Raw genomic sequence first — 16,909 nt, forward strand, 5'->3', positions numbered from 1 at the left:
CAGAGTTAGTGAAAATTTTCAGTTTGTTTTCGAATCAATCATAAGCCATTATTCCTGTAAAAAAAAGAGGGGAATCCCTGTAAAATAAAGGTTTTATTTACTGTTTTTAGAAATCCGCGTCTTGATAGGTTTTCAAAATTATAGTGAATTTTACCCATTTTCACATGTTTCTCATTTTGCATTTCTTCAAAGAGTTGCTTATAATGAAAGCTATTGAGGAGGGGGAAATGTGTTAAAAAGGTTTTTTCGTTATTATCGACCGTATCGGTCACTATTTATGCTAGATTTTACTTGTGCGGTATTTGCTGGTTTATTAGAACTGGCCTTTCCCGTTGCCGTCAACCAAGTAATCGATAAGATCATGCCCCAGAACAACTTTCGCTTGATACTATTGGCTTGCTTAGGCTTGTTCTTGTTTTATGTGATCAATACTGTGTTGCAATATATCGTGGTTTTTTATGGTCATAAACTTGGGGTCAATATTGAGACAGATATGCGTCAAGAACTGTTTCGACATCTGCAGACCCAATCTTTTGAATATTATGACAATCAAAAGACCGGCAAGCTGATCAGTCGCTTGACCACGGATCTCTTTGAAATCTCTGAAGTCGCTCACCATGGGCCAGAAGATGTTTTTATTACCATCATGACTTTGGTGGGGGCATTCCTATTGATGTTGAATATGCACGTTCAATTAGCGGTAGCGACATTTGCGTTGATTCCATTGATTACGATTGCCTTGGTTTTTTTCAATAAGAAAATGACCAAAGTCAATACACAGATCTATGACAACCTCGGTGAGTTCAACGCCGGAGTGGAAGCATCTGTTAGCGGCATTCGAGTGACCCAATCGTTTGCTAATGAAACGTTCGAACATAAACGCTTTGATGGATTGAGCGAAATCTATCGGCAATCGAAGATCCTTTTTTATAAGGTAATGGCGATCAGTTCAGCGTATAATTACTTTCTGATTCGCTTGATCAACTTGTTTGCTCTGATTTTTGGTGCTTACTACGTGATTCGTGGTGAACTGACGAATGGCCAGTTTGTTGGGTTTATTTTATTATCGAATGTCTTTGTTAGACCAATTGAGAAGGTCAATACGATGATTGAAAGCTATCCGAAAGGCATCGCTGGCTTCAAACGATTGACCGAAGAATTGGATAAAGAACCGACGATCAAAGACAAACCAGGGGCACGGGCTGTTCAATCATTAAAAGGGGATATCGTCTACCAAGATGTTTCTTTTTCCTATGCGGATGCGACGAAAGTCTTGAATCACATCGATTTATCGATCAAAGCTGGCGAGACGATCGCCTTCGTCGGGCAAAGTGGCTCAGGGAAAACCACGTTATGCAACTTGTTGCCGCGTTTTTATGAAGTCACTGAAGGCGCCATTACGATTGACGGCATCAATATTCAGGAGATGACCCTGGCTTCTTTACGTCAGCAGATTGGGACTGTGCAGCAAGATGTCTTTCTTTTCCCGGGAACGATTCGAGAAAATATTGCTTATGGCAAACTTGATGCAACAGAAGAAGAGATTTTAAAGGCAGTCAAATTAGCACACTTAGAAAAGGTCATCGATCAAATGACGGATGGGTTAGATACGGTCATCGGTGAACGAGGAGTCAAGTTATCCGGTGGTCAAAAGCAGCGGGTAGCGATTGCTCGGATGTTCTTAAAAAACCCGCCGATTTTGATATTAGATGAAGCAACATCAGCGTTGGATACGGAAACCGAGCAAGTGATTCAAGAGTCATTGAATTCTTTGGCAGATGGCCGTACAACCTTGATCATTGCCCATCGCCTCGCAACAATCAAACATGCGACACGCATCATTGTCGTTAGTGATAAAGGCATCTTAGAAGAGGGGACCCATGAAGATTTGATGGCGAAAAAGGGACATTATCGCGCATTGCATGATGCGCAATTCGCTCGTGATGGAGAACCTTCTCTCCCTTAGAAGAAAGAAATGAACGATCAATCCAAGAAAACACTAGTCTTTTTATACTTTGTCAGGAAAAAGCATAAAAGACGGGTTTCTTAGGTTGATCGTTTTTCACTAAATTTTTGTGAGAAACCCTTTTCATTTATAAGCAGATATTCATTTCTCCTACTGTTTTATTGTCTATTATGACAGAAATGCTTGTATGGTTTTCTGATTAAAAAGGAATGTGATACAATGGAATCAAGAATGAAGACATTGGTTGAGAATCTTCTCTGGAAAAAATAACATATATTTTTATTGTAGCCCTGTCGTTTCCAAGGCAACAAGGGATCGTGAAATTTTTCCTTTGAAAACGATTGAGCCATGGACTTGGTTTTTTCCTCCGTTTTTTTGATTACACATGTAATTACAGAGGGGAAATTAAAAAACGCGGGATTCAACTAAAAGAGTATTTTAATATTCTGACATCTTTTTGATACACCTTTGACACACTGTTGTATAAAAGAAGTAATATTAAAAAAAAATTTGATTTTTCTCATTTAAAAATAAACTTTTTGAGTGAAACCTTTTGCCTAAAAGGTTTCGCTTTTAATATAACTTTCGAGTTTTATTAAAAAATATGAGATTTAGACTAGATTTTTTTTAGTTAAACCTGTATAATTGAAATCAAGCGAGGGAACAGGACTTGCTTGATTGAAAATTAAAAAGGAGAGATGCACGTTGTTGACACTATACACTTCCCCAAGTTGCACATCTTGTCGCAAAGCTCGTGCGTGGTTACAAGAGCACGAAATCCCTTTTGTTGAAAGAAATATTTTTTCAGAACCGTTAAATATTTCTGAGCTTAAGGCAATTCTACAAATGACAGAAGATGGCACAGAAGAAATTATTTCCACCAGATCCAAAGTATTCCAAAAGTTGAATATGGATCTAGATGACTTGCCCCTAAAAGATTTATTGACACTTGTTCAAGAAAATCCAGGATTATTGCGTCGGCCAATTATGATCGATGAAAAACGATTGCAAGTTGGGTTTAACGAAGATGAAATTCGTCGGTTCTTACCTAGGGATGTTCGCCAACTGGAACTAAGACAAGCGCAATTAATGGCAGGCTTATAAATTTGACTTCATCGACTCGCTTTCTCGTAGAAAGTGAGTCTTTTTTTTAGTTTTTACGTTTTTCTTAAGAGGATATTCGTTTTCTCTTTACTTTTTATCAGGTTTCGATACAATGAACCTATAGTGAGTAGCAAAAGTGAGGTGTAGCTAATATGGAAATGGAACATATCAATGAGAACACCATTCGTGTATTGATCAAAAGTGAAGACTTAGCTGCGAGAGGCATCACTTTTCTTGACCTTCTAGGAAATCACAATGAAATTGAAAACTTCTTTTACAGTATTCTTGAAGAAGTTGATATTGACGAAGAATTTAAAGGCAGTGAAGCTGTAACTTTCCAAGTCTTGCCTAAAGGCGATGGGTTAGAATTGTTTATTAGCAAAAATCTTCCACCAGAAGGAATGGAAAATTTTGATGAGATGAACGATGAAGCGAATGAAGACATTACCGATATGTTGAAAAAACATGTGGCGGCTCAATTACAAGAGTCAGAGCAAGCAGAAGAAATCGGCAATCGTTTTGTATTCGAGTTGTTGCGATTCGAAGATATGATTCAATTGGCATCCGAAGTATATTTGGATTCCGTTGCAACCAATCTTTACCAAATGGGCAATCATTATTATATTGAAATTCGATTTATGGATGCAGATATTACTGATATTGAAGTGGAAAATGCACTTTCTTATTTGATGGAATTTGCCCAAAGGACTTCAGTGACGCCCGAAGTTTTATCAGAATACGGTGAGTTGATCATGGAAAACGATGCACTTGAATTGACTCGTTTCTATTTCAAGAATGATTAATGAATGAAAATCATTTCCAGCCAAGGACATTTTGACAATGTTCTTGGCTTTTTTAATTGTGTTTGACGAATCTGGCGTACCTCTTATTGAGGTGAGCCAGATGTTGAAAGCGTTGAACCAAAGAAAAGAAGTCATCCTAGCGAAAGGGGCAAAGAAATCCTCGGGCCCTTTTTATTGCCCTGGCTGTCAGAAAGAAGTGATTTTGAGGCAAGGACTTAAGCGACAGTCTCACTTTGCCCATCAAGCCACCACTGATTGTCAGACATACAGTGAAGGGGAGACGAAGGAGCACTTGGAAGCAAAACAACTTTTGTTTGAATGGTATCAAGAGATGGAAATTGAACTTGAAGCCTACTTGCCGCAACTTCAGCAGCGACCTGATCTCTGTTACAAAAATATTGCCGTTGAAGTCCAGTGTTCTTCACTCAAGTTTTCACGATTTCTGGAACGAACCAGCACTTATTTAGCAAATGGTTATCAGCCTTGGTGGATCCTAGGGACCAAAATGTATCCGAAACGCCATTGGTCGCTTTTGGTAAAAGCTTGCTGTACTTATCAGTCTACTGGCTTTTGCTTGTGGCTCATTGATACGCGAAATCAGGCATTGGTGCGGCTGCACCAAATCAAATGGCACTATCAAGAAGGGGTAATCAGTCGACGAAGCGCTATACAAAAAGGGGAGCCTTACAAGAAAGAGACACTTCGACCTTTGTACGAAGCAGATGAATCAGATACCCACCATTCTATTGAATGGGTAGCGGTCGATTATCGTTTGTGGGTGATTCGAAAACTGCGAAACAGACTGCCTAAAATCAGAGAGATTCAAGAAATAGTATACCCGTTGAATGGGAATGTCTCGCAGTTGCCTCTTTGGTGCTATTGTGAAAGTCGGTTTGGCTTTTTATTTGAACACCGCATACTGATTTTTCGCTTTCTCTATTTAAGTGAATGTCCCATTAGTTTTGAACAGTGGTTGATTCGGCTGAGGAAGCTGCATTGGCAATGGTGCTTTCCTTTGCTTGATCAAAGAGAAATATTGAGAGAAATCTTTCAAGAATGCCAATATTTAGAAAATTCGGTTTCTTTTTCAAGCCAATGATTTGGTTTCGTTGAAAAGTGTGATAAGATATTTTTAACCAATGAACAAGGAGTGAAGGGAATGTCAGAAACAAAACAATTACCAGCACGTGAATCGATTCCAGTCGAAAAAACGTGGGACTTAACGAAAATCTATGCCGATGATGCGGCTTTTGACATAGAATTTCAAGAAATCCAAGCACAGCTTAAAGAAGCTAGCAGTTACCAAGGCACTTTAGCAGATGGGCCACAAACCTTCCTATCCGCTTTAGAATTTGTCTTAGATCTTTCTCGCCGTTTAGAGAAACTGTATGTTTACAGTCATTTGAAAAATGATCAAGATACCGCTAATACGACTTATCAAGGCTTATATGCGAAAGCCAGCAGTTTAGTTGCGCAAGTAAGTGAAGCCGTTGCTTGGTTTGATCCCGAGTTATTGACGATGTCCGATGAAACGATTTGGGGCTATTTCGATCAAGAACCGAAACTAGCTGTTTATCGTCATATGATCGAAAAAACTATTAACGAGCGGCCCCATGTTTTGCCTGCCGATCAAGAAGCGCTATTGGCCGGAGCAGGCGAAATTTTTGGAGCATCCGGCAACATTTTTTCTGTTTTAAACAATGCTGATTTGGATTTTCCAGTAGTTGAAGACGAAAACGGGGAAAAAGTACAGCTATCTCATGGTGTATACGGTGAGTTGATGGAAAGCACGGATCGGTCTGTTCGGGAAGCGGCCTTTAAAGGTCTCTATGGCGTCTATGAGCAATTCCGCAATACCTTTGCCCAAACTTTAAGTACGAATATCAAAGCCCACAACTTTAAAGCCAAAGCCCGTAAATACGACTCGGCACGCCAAGCCGCTTTGAGTGCCAATCATATTCCTGAAAGTGTCTATGATACCTTAGTGGACGTCGTTAATCAGCATTTGCCATTATTACACCGATATATGGCATTAAGAAAACGCCTGTTGGCTGTCGACACGCTTCATATGTATGATGTGTACACGCCGATTTTAGGGGAAGCACCGATTCGCTATACCTATGAAGAAGCAGTCGAAAAAGCGAAAGAAGCGCTAAAACCATTAGGGGAAGAGTATCTAGCTGTAGTTGAAGAAGCCTTCAGCAATCGGTGGATCGATGTCGTTGAAAACAAAGGCAAACGCAGTGGTGCCTATTCTTCAGGTGCTTATGACACACTGCCTTATATCTTAATGAACTGGAATGATCGATTGGATCAACTCTTTACCCTCGTTCATGAAATGGGACACAGTGTGCATAGTTACTTCACACGGAATAACCAGCCTTATGCCTATGGGGATTACTCGATCTTCTTAGCAGAAATCGCTTCAACCACGAATGAAAATATTTTAACGGAATACATGCTTCAGACTGAGACTGATCCGCGGGTCAAAGCCTATGTCTTGAATCATTTTCTTGATGGATTCAAAGGAACGATTTTCCGTCAAACGCAATTTGCCGAGTTTGAACACTTCATGCACGTGGAAGATGCGAAAGGAACGCCGTTGACCAGTGAATTCTTAAGCGAGAACTATGCCGAGTTAAATGCAAAATACTACGGACCATCAGTTGAAAAAGATCCGGAGATTCGTCTTGAGTGGTCACGCATTCCGCATTTCTATTACAATTACTATGTTTACCAATATTCAACTGGTTTTTCGGCAGCTTCTGCTTTGGCGAAGAAAATCTTAGCTGGCGAACCTGATGCCTTAACTAACTATTTGAACTATTTGAAAGCCGGACGTAGTGATTATCCAATCGAAGTCATGAAAAAAGCAGGCGTAGATATGACGAAAGCAGATTATATTGAAGATGCAATGAAAGTATTTGAGCAACGCTTGAATGAATTGGAAGAACTCGTAAAAGAAATCGAAGCATAATTGAAAAGAGTACAAACCAGTCCGAAAAGGATTGGTTTGTTTTTTTTTGTTCCTCCCGCAATGAAAAACGCTGCGCAGCGAGCCAAACACAAGATCATCGTTTGGCTCGCTGCGCAGCGTCGCTATTGAATAGGGTTTCATAAAAGAATCAACCCTCGATCAATTTCATGAATAGTGGAAAGTTTTGGTGCTTTCAAAGACTGAGCTTTTTGCATAAATGTATCGAGTTCTGTTGCTGTACCACAGACGAGAGGAAGACTTCTCAGTTCCTCTGATCCTTCTAAAAGGACCCCATATTCTTCTTCACTTGAAAAATCATACACCACAGCAGAAGGTGTGATCGTGATGCCCATGTCTTTCGCTACCCTCTGATCGGTGGCAAAGTTCTTTTTCACTAACTCAGATGTACGATCTTCTAGGAACATCTCTAAATCACCATTCGTTTCTGAAAATAGATCTTTCACTAAGGTGTCACAATATTCCTGTTTTTCGATCCCTATCCGTTGTTGCAATTTCAATAAGAAATCCCGAGCAATTTTTTTTCCTTGCAACTGGGCTGCTTTATAATCCAATGACGCAGCATAGATTTGGTTGGTCTGTTCATTTCGCAAGACCAAATCCGCCTTATTCATGGACAAATAGTCCATTGAAACACCTACGGAAAACAAGTTAACGAAAGGCAGGATCTGCAAATGGATTTTTTTGCGGCTCGTGTTTAATTTGTTGAGAATCTCTTTTTCGATATCATAACAAATAGGCCCAATCGGATTAATAAATAAAAAAAGTTCGATCATTTGAATCTCTCCCCAATTAAGATTCTTGAGTAACTTGAAAAACAAAATAAGTATGTTTTATTAAATATAGCAAAAAAACGCGAAAAAAGTAAGCAAAAGGGCATCCTACAATGATTTTTCTTCAACGGCTCGAATGATCTTGTTTTTTGCTGGTCGGTAAGGAACACCAAAAGAATGCAATAACGATTGAAAGGCAAATTTTCCTTGAATTGGCTCACTGACTTCTAGCTCTAACTCATAATCATGCTGTTGACCATACCAGCTTTCATCCAAAGCAAGTAATCCTTCATTGATCGGAAATTCCGCCCGTTTCGTTTTTAATGCTGCGATCATGTGTAATGAATCAGGTTCGATATTCGCTGCTTTTAAGCGTTGAGCAACCACACCTGTTTTTAAAATTTTTTCTGACGCGATCAATGACGCTGCGGTTTCGATTGTCAAAGGATCAGTCGTTTCTAACAGACCGTGTTCAATGGGGGTCTTTAGCGTTAATTCTGCATTGGTAGGAGTCGTGCGAATGCGTAAGCCAAAATGCTTTTCTCGCAGTTTAAAGTCTTGCGTATCAAAGTAATAATTGGTTTGCGTCTTGAAGGCTTTTTCTGACAATTTGTAATAAGCAAGCAACTGGTGGTATTCTTTTTCCGTCAACATTGTTTTATATTCAATCTCTACTTGTTCGACCATTGATTTTCACTCTCTTTCTATTGCAAACATAGTGTACGCTGTTTCAGCTATTCCGTCAAAGAAACTAAACAAAGAAAAGCGGAAACGATTGGGGCAGACAAAAAAATCTTTTGTTTCTGCACTTCTGTCCATTCAGTTTTATTCCAAGAGTATGGTAGAATAAGAGGTATGTTATGAACAGAATCGAGGGAGAAGAATGATTCGAGATTGGGAAGAATTCTTAGCGCCTTATGAACAGGCGGTTTCAGAATTAAAAGTAAAATTAAGAGGCATAAGAAAACAATATCGGGAACAAAACAAACATGTTCCCATTGAATTTGTCACGGGGCGTGTCAAGCCAGTAGATAGCATTTTAACAAAAAGCAAATTACGAGGAATCGCACTGGATCGTCTTGAAGAAGAAATGTCTGACATCGCCGGTTTGCGAATCATGTGTCAGTTTGTGGAAGACATTCACCAAGTCGTTGAACTGTTGCGGACACGTAAAGACATGAAAGTCATTATTGAACGTGACTATATTACCAATAAAAAAGTCAGTGGTTACCGCTCGTATCATCTGGTGATCGAGTATCCAGTTCAATTGATCGATGGAGAAAAAATTATCTTAGCAGAGGTACAAATTCGTACACTGGCGATGAACTTTTGGGCAACGATTGAACATTCATTGAACTACAAATACCAAGGGGAATTTCCCGATGAAATTAGCGAGCGACTACGACGTTCGGCAGAAGCAGCCTACCAGCTAGATGAAGAGATGTCTAATATTCGTGAAGAGATCCAAGAGGCACAGCGGTTGTTTTCTCATGGGAAAGGCAAACGCGGCGGACATGACACGCCCAAGTTGCCGAAGGAGGAATCAGAATGAAAGGCATCCGCGTGGCAATCGTCCATAATCAAGAAAGCAAGTCAGTAGAAGTGACGAAGCGTTTAACTGTCCTCCTGGAGCAGTCTGAAAACAAGATCGATCAAGAGAACCCTGAATTAGTGATCTCTGTTGGTGGAGATGGTACGCTTCTTTCTGCTTTTCACTTGTTCAACCATAAGTTAGACCAAGTACAATTTTTAGGGGTCCATACGGGACACCTCGGCTTTTATACAGATTGGCGTGACTATGAATTGGATGAATTGGTAGAGTCTTTATGCAATGACCATCAAAAGAGTGTCAGTTATCCTTTATTGGATGTCCGAATCACTTATGCAAATGGCAAACCAGACAAGCATTTCCTGGCATTGAACGAATCAACGATCAAACGCGGCAATCGCACCATGGTTGCCGATATTTCTATTAAAGAAGACCTCTTTGAAAAGTTTCGCGGGGATGGCCTCTCGATCTCAACGCCAACCGGCTCAACTGCCTATAACAAAAGTGTTGGTGGGGCAGTATTGCACCCAAGTATCAATGCGTTTCAATTAGCAGAGATTGCTTCTTTGAACAATCGCGTCTTTCGGACACTTGGATCACCGATCGTCGTGGGTCATCACGAGTGGGTCAAAGTGCAACTGCAACAAAGTACCGACTATTTAGTGACGATTGATCAATTTACCATCGAGCAAGAAGAAATCGACGCAATCTATTACCGGATTGCCGATGAACGGATTCATTTTGCGTCTTATCGGCATATGCATTTTTGGAATCGTGTCAAAGATTCCTTTATTGGAGAAGAATAAACTCATGGAATTTACGTATCAATATACCGGACAAGGGCAGCAAGTCAAATATTTTTTGAAGGAACAAGGAGTATCCAAAGGTCTGCTAGCGAAAATAAAATTTCAAGGCGGAAAGATATTTGTGAACGACCACGAGCAAAACGTCTTGTTTTCTTTGGCGCAAAATGATAGGGTAACTATTGTAATTCCTCCTGAAGGGGAACATGAAACGATGCTGGCTGATCCGACACCTATTGAGATTGTGTATGAAGATGCCCATCTGTTAATCGTGAATAAGCCGGCTGGCATCTCATCGATTCCTGCGCAATATCATCCGACTGGCACGATGGCCAATCGAGTCAAGGCCTACTATCAAGCGCAACACTATGAAGATCAAGTGATCCATGTAGTGACTCGCTTAGACCGTGACACATCAGGATTGATGCTTTTTGCAAAACACGGCTTTGCCCATGCGAAGCTGGATAGCCAGTTACGGAAGAAGCAAGTTGTTAAAAAATATCAAGCCCTCGTTGCGGGAGATCTTTCCGCATTATCCGCCCATAGCGAGATCGATTTGCCTATCGCTAGGGACCTGACCTCGCTTTTGAAACGCAAGGTCAGTGAAGAAGGAAAAGAGGCACGTACGGAGTATTGGCTAAAACAGCGCAATTCAGATTGCGCATTAGTCGACATTCAACTACACACAGGCCGGACACATCAAATAAGGGTCCATTTTTCTGCAATCGGTTGTCCCTTACTAGGAGACGAGATGTATGGGGGACCAATGGCTTTTGGGATCAGACGACAGGCACTTCATTGCTGTCAGCTGCAATTCCAGCATCCCTTTACGAATGAACCGTTGGCTTTTGAACTGCCTTTACCTGCAGACATGGCCGCTGTTTGTTCAGCTATCGATAAGCAATAACAAATGAGGTGAAGAGATTGGATGAAAATCAAGAATTAACCGAACGATTTGATCAACTGAATCAAGCACTAAAAGACAATGATATCCAGGGATTTCGTGAGGCATTCTTGGATCTGCATATCTACGAGCAGGGTCAATTCTACCAATCTCTAGAAGCAGACGATCGACAAATCGTCTATACGTATCTATCGCCGAAAGAATTGGCAGACATGTTTGACGTCATTGAAGAAGACGATGAAAACATGGTGGACTATCTTTCAGAAATGCGGCCGGCATATGCTGCAACGATGTTAGCAGAGATGTATACCGATAATGCTGTCGATCTACTGAATACATTGGACAAGAAACAAACGGCCAAATATTTGAGTCTGATGACTGCTGAAGCCGCTAGCGAGATCAAAGAACTATTGCATTATGAAGATGAAACAGCTGGATCATTGATGACAACCGAGTTTGTTTCCATTGTTGCCAACCAAACGGTTCGTTCAGCGATGTATGTCTTAAAAAATGCCGCAGATGTTGCTGAGACGATTTATTATATTTACGTCGTGGATACCGACAACAAACTTGTGGGCGTTATTTCTTTAAGAGACTTGATCATCAATGATGAAGATACCATGATTGCTGATATTTTGAACGAGCGGGTGATGTCGGTTCATGTTGGAGATGACCAAGAGGATGTCGCTCAGACCTTCCGGGATTATGACTTTCTCGCATTGCCAGTCACCGATTATGACGATCACCTATTAGGGATCGTGACCGTCGATGATATCATCGACGTTATCGATGATGAAGCAGCCAGTGATTACTCGGGTTTGGCAGGGGTCAATGTAGAAGAAGTCAGTGAAAACCCGATCAAAGCTTCTTCGAGAAGGTTACCTTGGCTCATCACCTTACTCTTTCTCGGAATGGCAACCGCCAGTTTAATCAGCCATTATGAAGAGTTAGTTAGTGAAGCAAGTATTCTCGCCGTCTTTATCTCACTGATCACCGGAACTGCCGGCAATGCCGGTACCCAATCTTTAGCGGTAGCCGTACGCCGCTTGGCGATCAATGATGATAAAGAAAATAGCTTTATGAAAACAGTGGTCGGTGAGGTGCTTACAGGACTTTTCACAGGAGCTATTACCGGATTGACGATTTTTGCTATTGTGGCTGTCTGGAAACAAAATCCGATTCTAGGGTTTGTGATCGGGATGGCTATGATGTGTGCCATCACAGTAGCCAACTTAGCGGGAAGTTTGATTCCGATGCTAATGGATAAGCTTGGGTTTGATCCGGCAGTGGCGAGCGGTCCGTTTATTACGACCCTCAGTGATTTGACCAGTGTTTTGATCTATTTCAATATTGCCAGTCTTTTTATGAACTATTTTATTCAATGAATAAAAAATAAAAGCAAGCCGATGATTTTTCTTCGAGTGAAGAATCATTGGCTTGCTTTTTAATTTTTTGGTTTTGGCAACACCCCAGAAGGAGAGACGCCATAAAGTTTTTTAAAAGACTTGCTAAAGTGATAGGCATCTTGATAGCCAACTGCAGAGGCGACTTCCTTGATCGTGAGGTTGTCATTTTTTAGCATGTCTTTGGCGCGTTTTAGGCGGATTTCTATCAAATAGTTAATGGGGCTGACCCCTGTCGCTTCTTTAAAAATCTTGGAAAGGTACGTCGGGCTGAGAAATTGATCTTGTGCCAGTTTTTCCAAGGTGATTTCTTCTTTATAATGATTTTCCAAATAATAGACGGTATAGTTGACGATTTGTTGTTGTCTTCTTTGGCTTTTGGAAAGGTAAGGAACGACATTGATGTGGTCTTCATTTAGTCCGCGTAAAATATAGACGAGCATCTCCATCAAGACAGCTTTTTGCATCAACTGAAACTCATCCCGCTCTTCACTGCTTTCTCGCACCAACTGCCACGCTTTTTCCAAAACTTGATGATGGTATTTGCCTAATTCTAACAATGGGTGCTTGTTGGGGAAAAAATTTCGCTTGAATCCTTCCAAGGAAATATTCTTCAGTCCAATATGCAACTGGTGGGAGCGAGTGCCTTTAGGCTGTAACTCGCAGTGGTCGACACCAGGATTAAAAAGCATGACACTGCCAGCACGAATTTTCTTCGCTGGTTCTTTTTCAAAATAATACGTACTTTCTCCTTCTAACAAGACGCTGATTTCTAAAAAGTCATGATGGTGCATTTCTCCATGACTTTCTGCTTGCGTCCATGGGTCAAAGAGATAGATGATTTCGGGATTGAAGGTTCGAGGGTTAACTAAATTCATGGCTGATTCACTCCAATTTGGTGCCCATCTCCGATAAAAAAAGGGAATGGTGCTTCTTACTAATATTTTACATCAAAATGAGTAAGAAAAACCATTCAAATCGCTTTTCAAAACGCTAAGCTTAACAACGAGAGGGGGAATTAGATGAGTAATACACAATGGATCTGGCGCTATGCCAAAAAGAACCGCGGAAAAATCATATTGGCGATCCTGTTTTTAGTGATCAATGCAGCGCTGATCATTGTTAATCCGTACTTGGGAGGAATGGTGATCGATGATGTCATCAATCAGCAAAAAACGCACTTATTGATTCCATTACTGTTGATCATGATCGCAACGACCGTCATTCGCACCATTGTCCGCTATAGTTATCAAATTTTATTTGAACGGGTCGGACAAAATACGCTATACGATTTACGGGAAGACTTGTATCAGAAACTGCAGGAATTGGATTTCGACTTTTTTAATCACACACGGGTTGGAGATATTATGGCACGAATGACCGGGGATACTGATGCCATACGCCACTTTGTTTCTTGGGTGACCTATAATATCGCTGAATGTATCTTGTGGTTCTTTTCTGCGGTGGTGGTCATGAGCTTTATTGATTGGAAATTGATGTTGACATTGGTGGCTGTCACACCGATCATTTTTCTGTTGACGAATCGCATGTCTAAAAAAGCACACCCACTGTTTTTTGATATTCGTGAGAGCTTTTCGCGCTTGAACTCAATGGTAGAAGAAAATATTGGCGGCAATCGGGTGGTGAAAGCTTTTGCTCGTGAAAATTTTGAGATCGAAAAATTTCGCTCGTACAACGAAGATTTTAAGACCCGCAACATGGCATCTGCCAAAGTTTCCCGCACTTATCTGCCATGGCTTGATGGCTTAGCAGGAAGTTTGTCAGTCATTGCCTTAGTCTTAGGCGGAATTTTCGTAATCAATGGGGAGATGACATTAGGTGATCTCGTTGCATTTAATGGCTATCTATGGATGTTGAATAACCCTATGCGTATGAGCGGTTGGTTGATCAACGATGTTCAGCGATTTTCTGCAGCTTGTATCAAAATCCGACAAATGCTAGCACAAGAATCGAAAATACCGGTTCACAAACAAGAAAAATTAGAACCGATCAATGGGTTTGTGGAATTCAAAGATGTCTCGTTCCACTTTTCAGATGACCCGGATCAAAATGTGTTGGAAAACATCAACTTCACCATCGGGCCGGGACAAACGTTAGGGATTTTAGGCGAAACCGGCTCAGGAAAAACGACCTTAGTGAATTTAGTCGGACGTTTTTATGACCCGACTGAAGGGGAAGTATTGATTGATGGAAAAAATGCCAAAGAGTATCCTGTGCGCCAAATGCGGGAAAACATTTCAATGGTGATGCAAGATGTCTTCTTGTTTTCTAATACCATCTCTGACAATATTGCTTTTGGAAATCCTTTAGCAGATGAAGGCTTTATTCGGCAAATGGCCGTAGTCGCCGATGCAGATACCTTTATTTCTCGAATGCCTCAAGGCTACGAGACGATTGTCGGTGAACGAGGCGTCGGACTTTCTGGCGGACAAAAACAACGGATCTCTCTTGCGAGGGCCTTAGCCAAAGATCCATCGATCTTGATTTTGGATGACACGACGTCTGCCGTCGATATGGAGACAGAATCGAAGATCCAACAAGAGCTGACAAAATTAACAGGAGAGAAAACGACGTTCATCATTGCGCATCGCATCTCCTCCGTTCGAGAAGCCGATCAGATCTTGATGATGGAAAAAGGGCGGGTCGTTGAACAAGGCACCCACGAAGAACTTGTCAAACTGCGAGGTAAATACTATGAAGTGTATCAAAAACAATTAGGTTTGTCAGGAGGTGAAGACGATGGCGAGAAATAAATTTGATGTGGATGAGGAATTAGACCAGGAATTTAGCTGGAAGGATTTCAAGCGTTTGTCCCAATACGTCGTACCGTATAAAAAAAGTATTGGAAAAGTACTATTTACGATCATCCTAGCAAACTTAGCAGGAATGCTGGCGCCCGTTTTCACGAAGATCGCTATCGACTCATCGATTCCTGAGAAAAATGTCAATCAATTGCTGCTTTTAGGAGCTGCCTTTTTAGTGACCTTGATCGTTATTGGCGTCTGCATGCGTTATCGTATTTACCATATCACGAATATTGGGCAAGATGTTTTGAAGGATATGCGCTTTGATATTTTTGAACATCTGCAGCGGCTGCCGTTTTCTTATTTTGATACAAGGCCCCATGGCAAGATCTTGATCCGCATCGTAAACTACATCAATACACTGAGTGACCTGTTGAGTAATGGCCTGATCAATTTGATTTCCGATGTTTTCAACGTCATCATCACCTTGATCTTTATGTTTGCGATCGACTTCAAATTGACCCTATATTCCCTTGCGTTGCTGCCAATTTTGTTCATCATGGTGATGGTAATCAAAAATAACCAGCGCAAAGCCTATCAGGAGTTGAGTAATAAACAGTCCAATTTAAATGCTTACATTCATGAAAGTATTGCCGGCATCAAGATTACCCAATCCTTCGCACGGGAAGAAGAAAATGCAGAGATTTTCCAAGAAGTCAGCAATGATTATCGGACTTCCTGGATGAAAGCTGTCAAAATTCAGTTTCTCATGTGGCCTGGGGTGCAAAACATTTCAGTCATTACGACTTGTTTGATTTATTTTGTCGGCATTCGCCAAATTGGTGTCGCTGTCAGCACAGGTACTCTGATCGCTTTTATCAGTTATATCAATAATTTCTGGAATCCAGTCATCAATATCGGGAATTTTTATAATTCTTTGATTACAGCAACAGCCTATCTTGAACGGATTTTTGAAACGATGGATGAAGTCCCAGATATCGAAGACAAACCAGATGCAAAAGTATTGCCGACGATGAAAGGGACCGTTGATTTTGAACACGTGACCTTCCGATACGAAGAAGGCAAAAACATTCTTTCTGATGTCAATTTCCACATCGAACCCGGGGAAAGCATTGCCTTGGTTGGCCCTACTGGTGCAGGGAAGACCACGATCATCAATTTGCTGAGCCGCTTTTATGATGTCAATGAAGGCAGTGTTAAAGTAGATGGGATGGACGTTCGTGACGTGACGCTGGAATCGCTGCGTTCACAAATGGGGGTCATGCTGCAAGATACTTTTATTTTCTCAGGAACGATCATAGAGAATATTCGCTATGGAAAATTAGATGCAACAGAAGAAGAGATCATCGAAGCAGCGAAAATCGTCCGTGCTCACGACTTTATCACGGAGTTGAAAGACGGCTATCAAACCGTCGTCGAAGAACGAGGAAGCACTTTATCTGCAGGGCAACGGCAACTGATTTCCTTTGCCCGAGCGTTGTTGGCTGATCCAAAAATTTTGATCTTAGATGAAGCGACCTCAAGTATCGATACGAAGACAGAAGAATTGCTGCAAGAAGGATTGTTGAAGCTGTTAGAAGGCAGAACCTCCTTTATCATTGCTCACCGGCTGTCCACGATCAAAAATTCTGATCGAATCTTTTACGTGGCGGGGGGAACGATCGCTGAATCTGGTAACCATGATCAGCTAATGGCACAAAAAGGCTTGTACCACCATTTGTATCAATCACAATACGACTTACTGCAAGCCATATAAAAAGAATCCCCACAAATGATGCGTTACCATCGTTTGTGGGGGTTTCTTTGCGTGATTCTTTTGTGTC

14 protein-coding genes are annotated in these 16,909 nt (G+C 41.1%); 11 read left to right on the forward strand and 3 right to left on the reverse strand.

What is annotated here, in order from left to right:
- Positions 1-229 precede the first annotated feature (229 nt).
- The 5 genes from IGK63_RS05980 (at position 230) to pepF (ending at position 6,850) form a co-directional block, all read left to right on the forward strand.
- Positions 230-1,966, forward strand: a complete 1,737-nt coding sequence (locus tag IGK63_RS05980) for an ABC transporter ATP-binding protein (RefSeq protein ID WP_005236757.1) — start codon at positions 230-232, stop codon at positions 1,964-1,966.
- Positions 1,967-2,671: 705 nt separating this feature from the next.
- A complete protein-coding gene (spxA, locus tag IGK63_RS05985) occupies positions 2,672-3,070 on the forward strand; it encodes a transcriptional regulator SpxA (RefSeq protein WP_003127030.1) in 399 nt (132 codons plus the stop codon).
- 152 nt (positions 3,071-3,222) lie between these two features.
- The gene (locus IGK63_RS05990; RefSeq protein WP_005236753.1) at positions 3,223-3,873 is read left to right on the forward strand and encodes an adaptor protein MecA; all 651 of its coding nucleotides are present in this window, start codon (positions 3,223-3,225) and stop codon (positions 3,871-3,873) included.
- Between the two features lie 100 nt (positions 3,874-3,973).
- On the forward strand, positions 3,974-4,972 hold the full coding sequence (locus tag IGK63_RS05995; protein ID WP_429972461.1) for a competence protein CoiA: 999 nt from the start codon (positions 3,974-3,976) through the stop codon (positions 4,970-4,972).
- A 60-nt stretch (positions 4,973-5,032) separates the two neighbouring features.
- Positions 5,033-6,850: an oligoendopeptidase F gene (gene pepF, locus IGK63_RS06000; protein ID WP_016613250.1), complete on the forward strand. Its 1,818-nt coding sequence runs from the start codon at positions 5,033-5,035 to the stop codon at positions 6,848-6,850.
- Between the two features lie 137 nt (positions 6,851-6,987).
- Here pepF and IGK63_RS06005 read toward each other — a convergent pair whose 3' ends face one another.
- Together IGK63_RS06005 and IGK63_RS06010 are read right to left on the reverse strand one after the other, a co-directional pair.
- Positions 6,988-7,644, reverse strand: coding sequence for a DsbA family protein (locus tag IGK63_RS06005; protein ID WP_008379746.1), 657 nt, complete (start codon positions 7,642-7,644; stop codon positions 6,988-6,990).
- 105 nt (positions 7,645-7,749) lie between these two features.
- The gene (locus IGK63_RS06010) at positions 7,750-8,328 is read right to left on the reverse strand and encodes a CYTH domain-containing protein (RefSeq protein WP_008379748.1); all 579 of its coding nucleotides are present in this window, start codon (positions 8,326-8,328) and stop codon (positions 7,750-7,752) included.
- Positions 8,329-8,524: 196 nt separating this feature from the next.
- On the opposite strand from IGK63_RS06010, the gene IGK63_RS06015 reads away from it, so the two are divergent.
- Genes IGK63_RS06015 through mgtE form a run of 4 tightly spaced genes read left to right on the forward strand, consistent with a single transcriptional unit; the run spans position 8,525 to position 12,282 of the window.
- Positions 8,525-9,193, forward strand: a complete 669-nt coding sequence (locus IGK63_RS06015) for a GTP pyrophosphokinase (protein ID WP_005236729.1) — start codon at positions 8,525-8,527, stop codon at positions 9,191-9,193.
- Positions 9,194-9,198: 5 nt separating this feature from the next.
- Positions 9,199-9,996 (forward strand): NAD kinase, encoded by a 798-nt coding sequence (locus IGK63_RS06020; RefSeq protein WP_301280263.1) that lies wholly within the window; start codon positions 9,199-9,201, stop codon positions 9,994-9,996.
- Between the two features lie 4 nt (positions 9,997-10,000).
- The gene (locus IGK63_RS06025; RefSeq protein ID WP_034872214.1) at positions 10,001-10,900 is read left to right on the forward strand and encodes an RluA family pseudouridine synthase; all 900 of its coding nucleotides are present in this window, start codon (positions 10,001-10,003) and stop codon (positions 10,898-10,900) included.
- Between the two features lie 17 nt (positions 10,901-10,917).
- Positions 10,918-12,282, forward strand: coding sequence for a magnesium transporter (gene mgtE, locus IGK63_RS06030; RefSeq protein WP_005229714.1), 1,365 nt, complete (start codon positions 10,918-10,920; stop codon positions 12,280-12,282).
- A gap of 59 nt (positions 12,283-12,341) precedes the next feature.
- Here the strand turns inward: mgtE and IGK63_RS06035 are convergent, their stop codons facing one another.
- The gene (locus tag IGK63_RS06035) at positions 12,342-13,178 is read right to left on the reverse strand and encodes an AraC family transcriptional regulator (protein ID WP_005236722.1); all 837 of its coding nucleotides are present in this window, start codon (positions 13,176-13,178) and stop codon (positions 12,342-12,344) included.
- Between the two features lie 144 nt (positions 13,179-13,322).
- Between IGK63_RS06035 and IGK63_RS06040 the strand changes: the two genes are divergently transcribed.
- Positions 13,323-15,074 (forward strand): ABC transporter ATP-binding protein, encoded by a 1,752-nt coding sequence (locus tag IGK63_RS06040; protein ID WP_016613253.1) that lies wholly within the window; start codon positions 13,323-13,325, stop codon positions 15,072-15,074.
- Complete coding sequence (locus IGK63_RS06045) at positions 15,061-16,842, forward strand: ABC transporter ATP-binding protein (RefSeq protein WP_005236718.1); 1,782 nt, start codon at positions 15,061-15,063, stop codon at positions 16,840-16,842. The genes IGK63_RS06040 and IGK63_RS06045 overlap by 14 nt, the downstream gene beginning before the upstream one ends.
- Positions 16,843-16,909: the final 67 nt, after the last annotated feature.

This window comes from Enterococcus sp. AZ040, from assembly GCF_050499185.1.
Taxonomy (GTDB): Bacteria; Bacillota; Bacilli; order Lactobacillales; family Enterococcaceae; genus Enterococcus_D; species Enterococcus_D entomosocium.